This is a genomic window from Geodermatophilus sp. SYSU D00708 (assembly GCF_054050115.1).
The window spans coordinates 45,728-60,564 of record NZ_JBJGYS010000018.1; the positions used below are offsets into that span (position 1 = coordinate 45,728).

13 protein-coding genes are annotated in these 14,837 nt (G+C 73.5%); 10 read left to right on the plus strand and 3 right to left on the minus strand.

The window, feature by feature from the left end; all coding sequences use genetic code 11:
* Window positions 1-90: 90 nt before the first annotated feature.
* The 7 genes from ACI79D_RS15980 to ACI79D_RS16010 all read left to right on the plus strand — a co-directional run bounded on the left by ACI79D_RS15980 (window position 91) and on the right by ACI79D_RS16010 (window position 8,169).
* Window positions 91-2,049 (plus strand): primary-amine oxidase, encoded by a 1,959-nt coding sequence (locus ACI79D_RS15980; RefSeq protein WP_456919424.1) that lies wholly within the window; start codon window positions 91-93, stop codon window positions 2,047-2,049.
* Window positions 2,042-3,493 (plus strand): APC family permease, encoded by a 1,452-nt coding sequence (locus ACI79D_RS15985; RefSeq protein WP_456919425.1) that lies wholly within the window; start codon window positions 2,042-2,044, stop codon window positions 3,491-3,493. The genes ACI79D_RS15980 and ACI79D_RS15985 overlap by 8 nt, the downstream gene beginning before the upstream one ends.
* 70 nt (window positions 3,494-3,563) lie before the next feature.
* Window positions 3,564-4,157: a TetR/AcrR family transcriptional regulator gene (locus tag ACI79D_RS15990; RefSeq protein WP_456919426.1), complete on the plus strand. Its 594-nt coding sequence runs from the start codon at window positions 3,564-3,566 to the stop codon at window positions 4,155-4,157.
* A 101-nt stretch (window positions 4,158-4,258) separates the two neighbouring features.
* Window positions 4,259-5,113 carry a 3-hydroxyacyl-CoA dehydrogenase family protein gene (locus ACI79D_RS15995; RefSeq protein ID WP_456919427.1) on the plus strand — a complete coding sequence of 285 codons (855 nt, stop codon included), beginning with the start codon at window positions 4,259-4,261 and terminating at the stop codon, window positions 5,111-5,113.
* 30 nt (window positions 5,114-5,143) lie between these two features.
* Complete coding sequence (locus tag ACI79D_RS16000; protein WP_456919428.1) at window positions 5,144-6,469, plus strand: cytochrome P450; 1,326 nt, start codon at window positions 5,144-5,146, stop codon at window positions 6,467-6,469.
* Window positions 6,470-6,609: 140 nt separating this feature from the next.
* Window positions 6,610-7,017, plus strand: coding sequence for a YciI family protein (locus ACI79D_RS16005; protein WP_456919429.1), 408 nt, complete (start codon window positions 6,610-6,612; stop codon window positions 7,015-7,017).
* A gap of 6 nt (window positions 7,018-7,023) precedes the next feature.
* Window positions 7,024-8,169, plus strand: a complete 1,146-nt coding sequence (locus ACI79D_RS16010) for an RNA polymerase sigma factor (protein WP_456919430.1) — start codon at window positions 7,024-7,026, stop codon at window positions 8,167-8,169.
* 9 nt (window positions 8,170-8,178) lie between these two features.
* On the opposite strand, the gene paaZ is transcribed toward ACI79D_RS16010, so the two are convergent.
* The 3 genes from paaZ to paaK all read right to left on the minus strand — a co-directional run bounded on the left by paaZ (window position 8,179) and on the right by paaK (window position 12,279).
* The gene (gene paaZ, locus ACI79D_RS16015; RefSeq protein ID WP_456919431.1) at window positions 8,179-10,227 is read right to left on the minus strand and encodes a phenylacetic acid degradation bifunctional protein PaaZ; all 2,049 of its coding nucleotides are present in this window, start codon (window positions 10,225-10,227) and stop codon (window positions 8,179-8,181) included.
* 21 nt (window positions 10,228-10,248) lie between these two features.
* Window positions 10,249-10,863 carry a TetR/AcrR family transcriptional regulator gene (locus tag ACI79D_RS16020; RefSeq protein ID WP_456919432.1) on the minus strand — a complete coding sequence of 205 codons (615 nt, stop codon included), beginning with the start codon at window positions 10,861-10,863 and terminating at the stop codon, window positions 10,249-10,251.
* A 69-nt stretch (window positions 10,864-10,932) separates the two neighbouring features.
* Window positions 10,933-12,279 carry a phenylacetate--CoA ligase PaaK gene (gene paaK / locus ACI79D_RS16025; RefSeq protein WP_456919433.1) on the minus strand — a complete coding sequence of 449 codons (1,347 nt, stop codon included), beginning with the start codon at window positions 12,277-12,279 and terminating at the stop codon, window positions 10,933-10,935.
* A gap of 230 nt (window positions 12,280-12,509) precedes the next feature.
* Between paaK and paaA the strand changes: the two genes are divergently transcribed.
* The 3 genes from paaA (at window position 12,510) to paaC (ending at window position 14,836) form a co-directional block, all read left to right on the plus strand.
* On the plus strand, window positions 12,510-13,472 hold the full coding sequence (gene paaA / locus ACI79D_RS16030) for a 1,2-phenylacetyl-CoA epoxidase subunit PaaA (RefSeq protein WP_456919434.1): 963 nt from the start codon (window positions 12,510-12,512) through the stop codon (window positions 13,470-13,472).
* Window positions 13,469-13,831: a 1,2-phenylacetyl-CoA epoxidase subunit PaaB gene (paaB, locus tag ACI79D_RS16035; RefSeq protein WP_456919435.1), complete on the plus strand. Its 363-nt coding sequence runs from the start codon at window positions 13,469-13,471 to the stop codon at window positions 13,829-13,831. The genes paaA and paaB overlap by 4 nt, the downstream gene beginning before the upstream one ends.
* 93 nt (window positions 13,832-13,924) lie before the next feature.
* The gene (gene paaC / locus ACI79D_RS16040; protein WP_456919436.1) at window positions 13,925-14,836 is read left to right on the plus strand and encodes a 1,2-phenylacetyl-CoA epoxidase subunit PaaC; all 912 of its coding nucleotides are present in this window, start codon (window positions 13,925-13,927) and stop codon (window positions 14,834-14,836) included.
* Window position 14,837 lies beyond the last annotated feature (1 nt).

Consider the following 14,837-nt stretch of genomic DNA (forward strand, 5'->3'; position numbering starts at 1 on the left):
GTGGAACACGGGCTTCACATATCGAGACACCGGCTGTAACTTGGGTCACGCAGTCTTTCTACACCCGTAGAACCAAAACAGGGAGCCCCCATGGCCGCACCCGCCGTGCCGTCCACCGCGACCCACCCCCTCGAGCAGCTCACCGCCGACGAGGTCGCCACCGCCCGCGAGGTCCTGACCGACGCCGGGCTGGTCGCCGACACGACCCGCTTCGTCTACGTCGGCCTCGAGGAGCCGGACAAGGCGGCGCTGTCCGCGGGCGCGCCCGTCGACCGCCGGGTCCGGGTGCTGCTGCACGACGTGTCGCGGCCCGACGCCCACGACGTCGTCGTCTCGGTGACCTGCCGCGAGGTCGTCTCCGACCGCGCGCTCGACGCCGCCACCGACGGGCAGCTGCCGGTGCTCGACGAGGAGTTCGCCCTCGTGGAGGAGGTCCTCGCCACCGACGAGCGCTGGCTGGCCGCCCTGGCCGCGCGCGGTCTCGACGTCGCCGACGTGCGCGTGGCGCCGCTGTCGGCCGGCGTCTTCGAGTACCCGGAGGAGACCGGCCGGCGCATCCTGCGCGGCCTGGCCTTCCGCCAGGACTTCCCCGAGGACCACCCCTGGGCGCACCCGATCGACGGGCTGGTCGCCTACGTCGACGTCATGCACCGGACCGTCGACCAGGTCGTCGACCTCGGCCCGGTGCCGGTCCCCGAGGAGCACGGCAACTTCACCGACCCGTCCCTCACCGGTCCGCTGCGCACGACGCAGAAGCCGATCGAGATCACCCAGCCCGAGGGGCCGAGCTTCACCCTCGACGGCAACCTGCTCACCTGGGAGAAGTGGCAGCTGCGGGTCGGCTTCGACGCCCGCGAGGGGCTGACCCTGCACCAGATCGGCTTCGCGGACGGCGGCCGGCTGCGGCCGGTCGTCCACCGCGCCTCGATCGCCGAGATGGTCGTCCCCTACGCCGACCCCTCCCCCGTGCGGTCCTGGCAGAACTACTTCGACACCGGCGAGTACCTGGTCGGCCGGTACGCCAACGCCCTCGAGCTCGGCTGCGACTGCCTCGGCGACATCACCTACCTGGACGCCGTGATCGCCGACGAGCGCGGCAACCCGCAGGTGCTGCGCAACGCGATCTGCATGCACGAGGAGGACGTCGGGATCCTCTGGAAGCACACCGACCTGTGGGCCGGCTCGTCGGAGACCCGCCGCCAGCGCCGCATGGTGATCAGCTTCTTCACCACGATCGGCAACTACGACTACGGCTTCTACTGGTACCTCTACCTCGACGGCACCATCGGGTTCGAGGTCAAGGCCACCGGGATCGTCTTCACCTCCGCCCACCCCGGCGCCGGCTACCCGTACGCCTCGGAGATCGCACCCGGTCTCGGCGCCCCGTTCCACCAGCACCTGTTCAGCGCCCGGCTGGACATGGCCGTCGACGGCCCGACGAACACCGTGGAGGAACTGGACTTCGTCCGGGTCCCGATGGGCCCGGACAACCCGCGGGGCAACGCCTTCGCCCAGCGGCGGACGGCGCTGCGCCGCGAGTCCGAGGCGCAGCGGATGGCCGACCAGTCGGCGGGCCGGGTGTGGCACATCAGCAACCCGAACAGCCGCAACCGCCTCGGTGAGCCGGTCGCCTACGCGCTGCTGCCCGAGGGCCAGCCGCCGCTGCTGGCCGACCCGGACAGCCCGATCGCCCGACGCGCGACCTTCGCCACCAAGCACCTGTGGGTGACCGCCTACGACCCCGCCGAGCGCTACGCGGCCGGCGACTTCGTCAACCAGCACCCCGGCGGGGCCGGTCTCCCCGAGTACGTCGGGGCCGACCGGGAGATCGAGGGCACCGACCTGGTCGTCTGGCACACCTTCGGGCTGACCCACGTGCCGCGGCCCGAGGACTGGCCGATCATGCCCGTCGACCACACGGGTTTCCGGCTCAAGCCGGTCGGCTTCTTCGACCGCAACCCCACCCTCGACGTCCCGCCCAACGCCAGTGCCCACTGCCGCTCCCGGTCCACCGGCGGCTCGACCGAGGGCGGTTCCTGCCATGAGTGAGCTCTCCTCCACCGCGCCGGCTCCCACGCCCGCTCCCGAGGAACCCGCGGGCGGTCGCGGCCTGCGCGGCTCGATCGGCGTCGTCGGCATCGTCTTCCTGGTCGTCGCGGCGGCCGCACCGCTCACCTCGATCGGCGGCGCGCTGCCGGTCATGCTCGCGATCGGCAACGGCCCCGGCAGCCCGATGGCCTACGTCGTCGCCGCCGTCGTCCTGCTGCTGTTCAGCGTCGGCTACGCGGCGATGAGCCGGCACGTCGTCGACGCCGGCGCCTTCTACGCCTACGTCAGCAAGGGGCTCGGCAGGTCCACCGGCGTCGGTGCCGCGGGCCTGGCGCTGCTCACCTACACCGCCATCCAGGCGGCGATCTACGGCCTGGCCGGCGCCACCGCGGAGGGCCTGGTCGTCCGGTACGGCGGCCCGGACCTGCCGTGGTGGGTCTGGTCGCTGGTGCTCATGGCGGTCGTCGGCCTGCTGGGCTACCGGAACATCGACGTGGGCGCCAAGGTCCTCGGCGTCCTGCTCACCCTGGAGATCGGCGTCATCGCCGTGGTGGCCGTCGCGGTGCTGGCGCAGGGCGGTGCCGACGGGATCGACGTGCGGTCGTTCGCGCCCTCGGAGTTCTTCTCCGGCGCGCCGGGCATCAGCATCGTGTTCGCGATCGCGTCGTTCATCGGGTTCGAGGCGACCGCCATCTACGGCGAGGAGGCCCGCAACCCGCGCCGGACGGTGCCCCTGGCGACGTACGTCGCCGTGGTCCTCATCGGCGGGTTCTACGCGCTGGCCAGCTGGGCGATCGTGCTGGCGTTCGGCACCGACGGCGTGGTCGCGGCGGCCCAGGCCGACACCGCGGGGCTGGTGTTCAGCGCGACCGCCGACTACCTGAGCCCGGCCGTCGCCGACGCCATGGTCGTGCTGCTGCTGACCAGCCTGTTCGCCGCCCTGCTCGCGTTCCACAACGCCATCTCGCGGTACCTGTTCGCGCTGGGCCGGCAGGGCGTCGCGCCGGGTGGGCTCGGCCGCACGCACGCCCGGCACGCCTCGCCGCACGTCGGCTCGCTGGTGCAGACGGCGACCGCGTTCGTGGTCGTGGCGGTCTTCGCCGTGGCCGGGTCGGACCCGGTGCTGCAGCTGTTCACCTGGATGTCGGGCCTGGCGACGGTGAGCGTCCTGCTGCTCATGGTGCTGACCAGCGTGGCGGTGCTGGCGTTCTTCGCGCACAGCCGGGTGGACAGCCGCCTGTGGCACACCCGCGTGGCCCCCGTGCTCGGCACCCTCGGCCTGCTGGGCATCGTCGGCCTCGTGCTGGCCAACTTCACCACGCTCATCAGTGGGGACGCCGTCCTGGCCACGGTGCTGCTGGCCGTCATCGCCGCCGCGTTCGCCGCCGGCGTGGTCGTCGCGCTGGTGCGCCGGCCGCAGCAGACCGCGGCCGCCGACCGCTGACGCCCGGCGCCGGGCTCTCGCCGTCCCATCGGTCAGACTCGGACGTCGCCGACGAGAGGACGGGAGCCCGGTGCCGAAGCTGGTGGACCACGAGGCCAAGCGCCGCGAGATCCTCGAGGTGACCTGGCGGCTCATGGCCACGCAGGGGGCCGACGCCGCCACCATGCGGGAGATCGCCCGCGCCGCGGGGTACGCCAACGGCGCGCTGGCCTACTACTTCGCCAACAAGAACGAGTTGATCGAGGCCGCGTACGGCTACGTCTTCGACCGCACCAACGAGCGGATCCGGGCGGCGGTCGAGGGCGAGCGCGGCGTGGCGGCCCTGCGCGCCTTCCTCGTCGAGGTCCTGCCGACGACCGAGCTCACCCGACTCGAGGCCCGGATCGTGCTGCCGTTCTGGAGCCGCACCGTCACCGACGACCGCCTCGCCGGCATCAGCGACGCCGCCATGCAGACCTGGCGCCGCGACCTGTGTGCCCTGCTCGCCCAGGGCCGGGAGGACGGCGACGTCACGGTCGCCACGCCGGACGACGTCCTCGCCGAGCAGCTGCTGGCCATGGCCATGGGACTGCAGGTCCTCGCCCTGCTGCCCGCCGGTCCCACCGCCGCCGACACCCAGCTGCGGATGCTCGACGACTCCCTGGCGCGGCTGCGCGCCGGCTGAGCCGGGGGTTGCCCGGAGCCCCGACCGTGCGCGAGACTTCCCGGGACGAATTACTGAACGATTGGTCGGGAACTCGGCGTGCGGCGCCGCGAGGAGGACACATGAGCAGCGTCCCCGCCCGGGTGGGCGTCGTCGGCGGCGGCCGCATGGGTGCCGGCATCGCGCAGGCGTTCCTCGCCGCCGGCGCGCAGGTCGCCGTGGTCGAGGCCGGCGAGGAGGCCGCGGCGGCCGCCCGCGGGCGCGTGGCCGAGGGGCTGGAGGAGGCGGCTCGGCGCGGCAAGCTCGCCGACGACGTCGCGGCCGTCCTCGGCCGGCTGACCCTGCTGGACTCCCCCGCCGACCTCGGTCGGGACACCGACCTGGTGATCGAGGCCGTTCCCGAGCGGGCCGACCTCAAGGCCGAGGTGCTGGGCGCGGCGGCGGCGGCCGCCGGTCCCGCCGCCGTGCTGGCGACCAACACAAGCTCGCTGTCGGTGACCGAGCTCGCCGCGGCGCTGGAGCGCCCGGCGCGCTTCCTCGGCCTGCACTTCTTCAACCCGGTGCCCGCGTCGAAGCTGGTGGAGGTCGTCGTCGTGCCGGAGACCGACCCGGTGGTGGTCGACGCCGCCCGCGGCTGGGTGCGGGCGCTGGGCAAGACCGACGTCGTGGTCAAGGACTCCCCCGGCTTCGCCTCCTCCCGGCTCGGCGTCCTGCTGGGCCTGGAGGCGATCCGGATGCTGGAGGAAGGCGTGGCCGACGCCGAGGCGATCGACACCGCGATGGAGCTGGGCTACCGGCACCCGATGGGCCCGCTGCGCTCGACCGACCTGGTCGGCCTCGACGTCCGGCTGGCGATCGCCGAGTACCTGCACCGGACCCTGGGCGAGCGGTTCGCCCCGCCGCAGCTGCTGCGGGACAAGGTCGCGGCCGGCGAGCTCGGCCGCAAGACCGGCAAGGGCTTCCACACCTACTCCTGACCCTCCAGGAGCCGACCCCCAGGAGCGGACATGGCGTCAGCGGCGCTGCACCCCGCCGTCCTCGTCGACCCGGCGACCTACGAGGAGGGGCCGCCGTTCGAGCTGCTGCGCCGGCTGCGGGCCGAGACGCCGGTGACCTGGGTCGAGGAGCCCGCGCTGCACGGTCAGCCGGCCGGTCCGGGGTTCTGGCTGGTGCTGCGGCACGCCGACGTCGAGCGGGTGCTCCGCGACCCGGCGACGTTCTCCTCGTGGCTGGGCGCCACCCAGGTGCGCGACGCCGCGGACCTCGCCTGGGTGCGCCGGATGATGCTCAACATGGACCCGCCGGACCACTCCCGGCTCCGGCGGCTGCTCACCCGCTCCTTCACGCCACGGGCCGTGGCGGCAGTGGGCGAGGCCATCCAGGCGACGGCGGCGGGCCTGGTCGACCGGATGGTGGACGGCGCGACCGAGGGCCGGTGCGACTTCACCAAGGACGTCGCCGCGGACCTCCCGTTGCTCACCCTCGCCGACGTCCTCGGGGTGCCGGCCGAGGACCGCTGGCTGATGTTCGACTGGTCCAACCGGGTCATTGGCTGGCAGGACCCCGACTACGCCACGTCGTCGCACTTCGACGGCACCGGCGGGACGGCGATGGCCCGGGCGGCCGTCGCGCTGCGCCCGGTGCCCGGACCGGACGGACGGATGCCGGACCCGCGCACCCGTGCCGGCATGCCCGACCTCTACGAGTACGCCCGGCTGCTGGCCGAGGAGAAGCGCCGCTCCCCCGGCACCGACGTCATGTCGATCCTGCTCGCCCAGGTCGACGACGAGGGCGGCTCGGTCAGCGACGCGGAGTTCGAGAACACGTTCTGGCTGTTCGCCGTCGCCGGGAACGAGACACTGCGCAACGGCCTGCCGGGCGGGCTGATCGCGCTGCTCCAGCACCCGGAGGCGCTGGCCGCGCTGCGCGCCGACCCGTCCCTGCTGCCCGGCGCGGTCGACGAGATGCTGCGCTGGTGGACGCCGGTGATGGTGTTCCGCCGCACCGCGACGCGCGACGTCGACCTCGCCGGCGCCCGCATCCGCGCCGGGGACAAGGTGGTCGTGTCGTTCACCTCGGCCAACCGGGACGAGGCGGTGTTCGCCGAGCCGGACACCTTCGACGTCCGCCGCTCCCCCAACCCGCACCTGTCCTTCGGGCACGGCCCGCACTTCTGCCTCGGCGGCCAACTGGCCCGCGTGCAGATGCGGGCGCTGTTCGGCGAGCTGCTGCGCCGCACGACCACGCTCGACCTCGACGGTCCGCCGGCGCTGCTGCGGTCGAACTTCCAGCGTGGCGTCAAGCGCCTGCCGATCCGCTGGACCGCCACCTAGCGGAGTGCGGCCGGCGAGGATTCCTCGCTCTCCACACTCCGCTCGAGAAAAGTCGCCGGGGGATGTCGAGAACCCGCGCGCGGCTCCGTCCCCCGGGTGCACACGGCCACGATGGGCCGTACCCCACCGAGGAGAACGCGATGGCCAAGTACCTGCTGCTCAAGCACTACCGCGGCGCGCCGGCGGCGGTGAACGACGTGCCGATGGACCAGTGGACGCCGGAGGAGGTCACGGCGCATGTGCAGTACATGCACGACTTCGCCGCCCGGCTGGAGAGCACCGGCGAGTTCGTCGACGGTCAGGCGCTCTCCCCGGACGGCATGTGGGTCCGCTCCGACGGCGAGGGACGGCCGCCGGTCACCGACGGTCCGTTCGCCGAGACCAAGGACCTCATCGCCGGCTGGATGGTGATCGACGTCGAGACCCGCGAGCGGGCGGTCGAGCTGGCCGGCGAGCTGTCCGCGGCCCCGGGCGCCGGCGGGAAGCCGATCCACGAGTGGCTCGAGGTGCGCCCGTTCCTGGCCGCGCCGCCGACCATCACGGAGTGACGCGCGGTGGATGACGCCCTGCTGCGGGCCCTCATCCCCACCGTGATCGGGATCCTCGGCCGCCGCGGAGCCGACTTCGCGGCGGCCGAGGACGCCGTCCAGGACGCCCTGCTCGAGGCCGTGCGGGTGTGGCCGGACGACCCGCCGCGGGACCCGAGGGGCTGGCTGGTCACCGTGGCCTGGCGCAGGTTCCTCGACGCCACCCGCGCCGACGCCTCCCGGCGGCAGCGCGAGGTCCGCGTCGACAGCGAGCCGGCGCCCGGTCCGGGCGAGGAGGTGGACGACACGCTCCGGCTCTACTTCCTGTGCGCCCACCCGTCCCTGACCCCGGCCTCGGCGGTCGCGCTCACGCTGCGCGCGGTCGGCGGGCTGACCACGCGGCAGATCGCGCAGGCCTACCTCGTGCCGGAGGCGACCATGGCCCAGCGGATCAGCCGGGCCAAGCGCATCGTCTCCGGTGTCCGCCTCGACCGGCCGGGCGACGTCGGCACGGTGCTGCGGGTGCTCTACCTGGTCTTCAACGAGGGCTACTCGGGCGACGTCGACCTCGCCGCCGAGGCGATCCGGCTCACCCGCCAGCTGGCGGCCCGGATCGACTCCGAGGAGGTGGCGGGACTGCTGGCGCTGATGCTGCTGCACCACGCCCGGCGCCCGGCCCGGACCCGCCCGGACGGCAGCCTCGTGCCCCTCGCCGAGCAGGACCGCAGCCGGTGGGACACCCGCCTCATCGCCGAGGGCGTCGACGTGCTCCAGACCGCGCTCGCCCGCGACCGCCTGGGCGAGTTCCAGGCCCAGGCCGCCATCGCCGCCCTCCACGCCGACGCCCGCACGGCCCAGGAGACCGACTGGGTGCAGATCGTCGAGTGGTACGACGAGCTGGTGCGGCTCACCGACAGCCCGGTCGCCCGCCTCAACCGGGCCGTCGCGGTCGGCGAGGCCGACGGCCCGCGGGCCGGCCTGGCCGCCCTGGCCGGGCTCGACCCCGCCCTGCCCCGCCACACCGCGGTCGCCGCGTACCTGCACGAGCGCGCCGGCGACCCGGCGACCGCGGCACGGCTCTACGCCGAGGCCGCCCGGTCGGCGCCCAACCTGCCCGAACGGGACCACCTCACCCGCCAGGCCGCCCGGCTCAACGCCCGGCTGCGCGGCTGAGCGGCCCGGTCAGGCGGTCGGCGGCCACGTCTTGGCCACCATCGTGAGGACGTCGTAGGTCGCCACCGGCGCGCCCGCGGTGTCGACGACGACGGCGTCCCAGCGGACCTCGCCGTGGTCGGCGCCGCCGCGTGGGGTGATCTGCTTGCAGGTGAGCGTCACCGTGAGCTCCTCCCCCGGCTTGACCGGGGTGAGGAAGCGCAGGTTGTCGACCCCGTAGTTGGCCAGCACCGGACCGGGCGCCGGGTCGACGAACAGCCCCGCGGCCCAGGACACGATGAGGTAGCCGTGCGCCACCCGCCCGCCGAAGAGCGGGTTGGCCGCGGCGGCCGCCTCGTCCGTGTGCGCGTAGAAGGTGTCGCCGGTGAACTCGGCGAAGTGCTCGATGTCCTCCAGCGTCACCGCCCGCGGGCCGGCGGTCACCGAGTCCCCGATCCGCAGCTCGGCCAGCGACTTCCGGAACGGGTGGACGCCGTCGTCGGTCCGCCGGGCGCCGGTCACCCAGCGGCCGCCGACCGCGGTCAGCATGTCCGGCGAGGCCTGGACGGCGGTGCGCTGCATGTGGTGGAGCACGCCGCGGATGCCGCCGAGCTCCTCGCCGCCACCGGCGCGGCCGGGCCCGCCGTGCACGAGCACCGGCAGCGGCGACCCGTGGCCGGTGTTCTCCTCCGCGTCGTCGCGGTCGAGCACCAGGATCCGGCCGTGCGCGTGCGCGGCGCCCAGCACGAACTCCCGCGCGAACTGCTCGTCGTGGGTGACGACCGAACCGACCAGGCTGCCCTGCCCGCGGGCGGCCAGCTCCACCGCCTGCGCCACACCGTCGTAGGGCAGGACGGTGCTGACCGGGCCGAACGCCTCCACGTCGTGCGGCTCGGCGGCGGCCGGGTCGTCGCAGCGCAGCAGCATCGGTGGCAGGAACGCGCCGCGGTCGCGGTCGGCGCCGACCACCTCGAAGTGCTCCGGGTCGCCGGCGACCAGCTCGGCGACGCCGCGCAGCGCCTTGAGCGAGCGGAGCACCTCCTCGCGCTGGTCGAGGCTGGCCAGCGCGCCCATCTGCACTCCCTCGGCGCCAGGTGCACCGACGACCACCTGCGCCAGCCGCTCGCGGGTGGCCTCGACGACGTCGTCCACCATGTCGCGCGGCACGAACGCCCGGCGGATCGCGGTGCACTTCTGGCCGGCCTTCACCGTCATCTCGGTGACCAGCTGCGCCACGAACAGCTCGAACTCCGGGGTGCCCGGGCCGGCGTCGGGGCCGAGCACCGAGCAGTTGAGCGAGTCCGCCTCGGCGTTGAACCGCACCGAGTGCGCGACCACCGCCGGGGAGCTGCGCAGCTTGCGGGCGGTCGCGGCCGAGCCGGTGAAGGACACCAGGTCCTGACCGGCCAGGCCGTCGAGGAGCCCGGCGGCGCTGCCGGCGAGCAGCTGGACCGAGCCCTCGGGCAGCAGGCCGGACTCGACGATCTCCCGGACCACCGCAGCGGTGACGTAGGCGGTCTGGCTGGCCGGCTTGACGACGGTCGGGACACCGGCGAGGAAGGCGGGCGCCAGCTTCTCCAGGAAGCCCCACACCGGGAAGTTGAAGGCGTTGACCTGCACCGCGACCCCGCGCAGCGGGGTGTAGAGGTGCTGACCGGCGAAGGTGCCGCGCCTGCCCAGCGGCTCGACCGGCCCGTCGAGGACGACGGTGTCGTCGGGCAGCTCGCGGCGGCCCTTGGACGCGTAGGACAGCAGCGTGCCGAACCCGCCGTCGACGTCGACCGCGCTGTCCCGGTCGGTGGCACCGGTGCGGCGGGACAGCGCGTAGACCTCGTCCTTGCCGGCCATGAGCTTGAGGCCCAGCTGCTTGAGCAGGCCGGCCCGCTGGTGGAAGGTCAGCTCGCGCAGCGCCGGCCCGCCGACGGTGCGGGCGTGGTCCAGCATCGCGGGGACGTCGAGGCCGGTGCTGCTGACCCGGACGACGGTCTCCCCGGTGACGGCGTCGGCGATCGGCGTGCCCTCGTCGGGGGCGGCGTACCACCGGCCGGCGACGTAGCTCTCGAGCAGAGGTGCGGTCATGGCGGATCTCCCGGGGGTGCTTCAGGACGGCCGGGCGCGCAGGCCCTGGAAGGTCGTGGTGACGAGGGCGTCGGCGAGGGCGTCGGGCGTCAGGCCGCCGTCGGGCCGGTACCACTCGGTGAGGGAGTTGACGGTGCCGAACAGCAGGCGGCTGGTGACGGCGGGGTCGACGTCGGGGCGCACGTCGCCCTCGTCCTCGGCGGCCCGCACCAGGTCGGTGACGATGCGGTCGAACTCGCGGCGCCGGGCGAGCGCGGCCTCCTCGACCGGGGAGTTGCCGCGCACCCGCAGCAGCAGGGTGACGAACGGCAGCTCCGCCGCGAGGACGTGGACCGACCCGCGGACGACGTGCTCGAGCCGGTCGATGGCCGCACCGGTCGTCGCGCCGGGCTCCTCGGTGACGGCGAACAGCGCGTCCAGGGCCCGGTCGAGGGCGAGCCGGAGCAGCTCGACCTTGCTCGAGACGTGGTGGTAGATCGCCGACTTCGTGATGCCCAGCCGCGTGGCGAGCTCGTCCATGCTCGTGGCGTCGTAGCCGCGTTCGTTGAACACGGCGACGGCGGTGTCGAGCAGCGTGTCGAGCGAGTGCCCGGGCCGGCCGCGCCGCACCCGGGCCGGATCAGCCGTCGAGGTCACGCACGCACTCCTCTGATCGGGTCACTCCCGCGGGGCGCTCCGCTCCTCGTTCGTTCCTCACTGCGATGCTCACGCCCCTGTCCGCTCCCGGTTGTCGTACAGCCGCTTCAGCTTCCCGACGGACCGGGCGAGGGTCTCCGGGTCGACGACGAGCACCTCGATGCTGCAGCCGACGACGTCCTTGACGCCCTGCGCCACCTCCGCGCCGGCCGCCTCCCGCCGCTCGGGTGGACAGTCGGGCCGCGCCTCGATCCGGCAGATCAGGTGGTCCATCCGGCCGCGCGTGACGAGCTCCAGGGCGAAGTGCGGCGACAGCCCCGGGGTGCGCAGCACGATCTCCTCGATCTGGGTCGGGAAGAGGTTCACCCCGCGCAGGATGATCATGTCGTCGGTGCGGCCGGTGATCTTCTCCATCCGGCGCATGCCGGGACGGGCGGTGCCGGGCAGCAGCCGGGTGAGGTCGCGGGTCCGGTAGCGGATGACCGGCATGGCCTGCTTGGTCAGCGAGGTGAACACCAGCTCGCCCTGCTCGCCCTCGGGCAGCACCTCACCGGTCAGCGGGTCGATGACCTCCGGGTAGAAGTGGTCCTCCCAGACGTGCAGGCCGTCCTTGGTCTCCACGCACTCCTGGGCCACGCCCGGCCCCATGACCTCGGACAGGCCGTAGATGTCGACGGCGTGGATGCCGGCGCGCTCCTCCATCTCGCGGCGCATCTGCTCGGTCCAGGGCTCGGCACCGAAGATGCCGATCTCCAGGGAGCTCTCCCGCGGGTCCACGCCCTGCTTCTCGAACTCGTCGATGACGGTGAGCATGTAGGAGGGCGTCACCATGATCACCCGCGGCTCGAAGTCGCGGATCAGCTGCACCTGGCGCGGGGTCATGCCGCCCGAGACCGGGATGACGGTGCAGCCCAGCTTCTCCGCGCCGTAGTGGGCGCCGAGCCCGCCGGTGAACAGGCCGTAGCCGTAGGCGTTGTGCAGCTTGTCCCCCGGACGCCCGCCGGCTGCCCGGATCGAGCGGGCCATGACCGTGGCCCAGGTGTCGATGTCGGCCTCGGTGTAGCCGACGACGGTGGGCCGGCCGGTGGTGCCCGAGGAGGCGTGCACCCGCCGGACCTGCTCCTGGGGGACGGCGAACATGCCGAAGGGGTAGTTCTCGCGGAGGTCGGCCTTGCTGGTGGTCGGGAACCTCGCCAGGTCGGCCAGCTCGCGGCAGTCGTCGGGGTGCACCCCGGCCTCGTCGAAGGCCCGCCGGTAGTGCGGCACGTTCTCGTAGGCGTGCCGCAGCGTCCAGCGCAGCCGCTCCAGCTGCAGGGCGCGCAGCTCGTCGACCCCCATCCGCTCCGCGGGGTCGAGCAGGCCCGGGTCGGGCGCCGACCCCAGGCGTCGGGACGTCTCGCTGGTCGTGGCGGTCATGGCGGGGGCCTCCGTGGTCCTGGGCGTCGTCGCCGGACGGTCGATCGGTCGGCACCGGACAGCGAAATACCGACCGGATGGTCAGGTAATCAACTCCTCGGCGCGCACACTGTCAAGCCCCGCGAGGAACTTCCCGGCGCGGGGTTGTGCGCCCCGTCGCGGTCGTGCAAACTCATTACCGACCGTCCGGTCAGTAAATGACCTCCCGCCGTCGCGAACGAGGGAACGAGATGTCAGCGCCCACCCTGGAACGGCCGGCCGACGAGGCCGCCCTGCAGGAACACTTCGACGCCACGATCACCGCCGAGCACCGCATCGAGCCGCGCGACTGGATGCCCGAGGCCTACCGCAAGACGCTCATCCGGCAGATCGCGCAGCACGCGCACTCCGAGATCATCGGGATGCAGCCCGAGGGCGACTGGTTGCTGGCCGCGCCGAGCCTGCGGCGCAAGGCGATCCTGCTGGCCAAGGTGCAGGACGAGGCCGGCCACGGCATGTACCTCTACTCCGCGGCCGAGACCCTCGGCGCCGACCGTGCCGACCTCACCGACAAGCTGATCGAGCGCAAGCAGAAGTACAGCTCGATCTTCAACTACCCGACGCTCACCTACGCCGACGTCGGCGTCATCGGCTGGCTGGTCGACGGCGCGGCGATCTGCAACCAGGTGCCGCTGTGCCGCTCCTCCTACGGGCCCTACGCCCGGGCGATGATCCGGATCTGCAAGGAGGAGTCGTTCCACCAGCGGCAGGGCTACGAGCTGCTGATGACGATGATGCGCGGCACCCCCGAGCAGCGGGCGATGGTGCAGGACGCCGTCGACCGCTGGTGGTGGCCGTCGCTGATGATGTTCGGCCCCCCGGACGACGACAGCCCGAACTCGGCGCAGTCGATGGCGTGGGGCATCAAGCGGCACAGCAACGACGAACTGCGGCAGCGCTTCGTCGACATGACCGTGCCGCAGGCGGAGTTCCTCGGCGTCACCCTGCCCGACCCCGAGCTGTCCCTGGACCCGGAGACCGGCCAGCACCGGTTCGGCCGGATCGACTGGGAGGAGTTCAAGCGGGTCATCTCCGGCGGCGGCCCGATGAACGACGTCCGGATCGCCCGCCGCCGGGCCGCCCGCGACGACAACGCCTGGGTGACCGAGGCGGCCACCGCGTACGCCGAGAAGTACGCGGGAGTGCGGGCATGAGCCTCACCAGCGAGGGCGGCCACGGCGCGGTCCCCACCGGGCCCGAGGTGCCGGTCGAGCCCAAGCCGGCCGCGAGCCGGCGGGACTGGCCGCTCTACGAGGTCTTCGTGCGCGGCAAGCGCGGCATCAACCACGTGCACGTGGGGTCGCTGCACGCCCCGGACGACGAGATGGCCGTGCACGCGGCGCGCGACCTCTACACCCGCCGCAACGAGGGCGTGAGCATCTGGGTGGTCAAGGCCGCCGACATCACCGCGTCCAGCCCCGACGAGAAGGACCCGATGTTCGCCCCGAGCGGCGACAAGGTCTACCGCCACCCGACGTTCTACGAGATCCCGGAGAACGTCCCCCACATGTGAAGGGCCCCCTCCCTCCCCACCACCGCTCGTTGCTCGCGGCGGCGGGGCCCTGGGAGGGGACCGCCAGCCGTCATCCAGGCAAGGAGCCGTTGCGTGGCGCACGAAGAGACCGTGTACGAGGCGCTGGACCACGCCCACGGGGGCGAGGGGCACTGGGCGTTCGGCACCGGGTTCGACGAGCCGCTGGCCGGGGTCGACACGACCGTCCCCGACGGCATCGACCCGGCCGACCTCGGCGAGTACTGCCTGATGCTGGGCGACGACGCCCTCGTGCTGGCCCAGCGGCTGACCCAGTGGATCACCGCCGCGCCGGAGCTCGAGGAGGAGGTGGCGATCGCCAACGTCGCACTGGACCTGCTCGGCCAGGCCCGGCTGCTGCTGGCCCGCGCCGGGTCGGTGGGCGTGCTCGGCCGCTCGCGGGAACGGGCGACGGAGAGCATCCCCGACGAGGACGCCCTGGCCTACTTCCGCGACCCCGACGAGTTCCGCAACACCGGCCTGGTCGAGGCCCAGGGCGGCGACTTCGCGCAGACGATCGTCCGGCTGCTGGTGGCCGCCACCGTGCGGCTCGCGGTGTTCGCCCGGCTGCGGGAGTCGCGCGACCCGGTGGTCGCCGCCATCGCCGCCAAGGGCGTCAACGAGCTGGCCTACCACCGCGACCACGCCGCCCGCTGGGTCCTCCGGCTGGGCGACGGCACCGAGGAGTCGCACCGGCGTGCGCAGGCCGGCGCCGACGCCGTCTGGCCGCTGCTGGACGACGTCTTCACCGCCACCGAGGTCGAGACGCGGCTCACCGCGGCCGGCGTCGCCGTCGACCCGGCCGACGTCCGCGAGGAGGTCGTCTCGGTGCTCACGCAGGTCCTCGAGCGGGCCACGCTGCGGGTCCCCGCCTGGCCGGCCGACGCCGCGCCGCGCGGCCGCACCGGCGAGCACACGGCCGAGCTGACCGAGCTGCTGGCCACCCTGCAGGGCCTGGCCCGGCAGCACCCGGCGGCCACCTGGTGAC

Excerpts from the sequence above, each read along its gene's own strand:
- ACI79D_RS15980 (WP_456919424.1), top strand. The coding sequence starts at position 91 with ATGGCCGCACCCGCCGTGCCGTCCACCGCGACCCACCCCCTCGAGCAG.
- ACI79D_RS15985 (WP_456919425.1), top strand. The coding sequence starts at position 2,042 with ATGAGTGAGCTCTCCTCCACCGCGCCGGCTCCCACGCCCGCTCCCGAG.
- ACI79D_RS15995 (WP_456919427.1), top strand. The coding sequence starts at position 4,259 with ATGAGCAGCGTCCCCGCCCGGGTGGGCGTCGTCGGCGGCGGCCGCATG.
- ACI79D_RS16000 (WP_456919428.1), top strand. The coding sequence starts at position 5,144 with ATGGCGTCAGCGGCGCTGCACCCCGCCGTCCTCGTCGACCCGGCGACC.
- ACI79D_RS16005 (WP_456919429.1), top strand. The coding sequence starts at position 6,610 with ATGGCCAAGTACCTGCTGCTCAAGCACTACCGCGGCGCGCCGGCGGCG.
- paaZ (WP_456919431.1), bottom strand. The coding sequence starts at position 10,227 with ATGACCGCACCTCTGCTCGAGAGCTACGTCGCCGGCCGGTGGTACGCC.
- paaK (WP_456919433.1), bottom strand. The coding sequence starts at position 12,279 with ATGACCGCCACGACCAGCGAGACGTCCCGACGCCTGGGGTCGGCGCCC.
- paaA (WP_456919434.1), top strand. The coding sequence starts at position 12,510 with ATGTCAGCGCCCACCCTGGAACGGCCGGCCGACGAGGCCGCCCTGCAG.
- paaB (WP_456919435.1), top strand. The coding sequence starts at position 13,469 with ATGAGCCTCACCAGCGAGGGCGGCCACGGCGCGGTCCCCACCGGGCCC.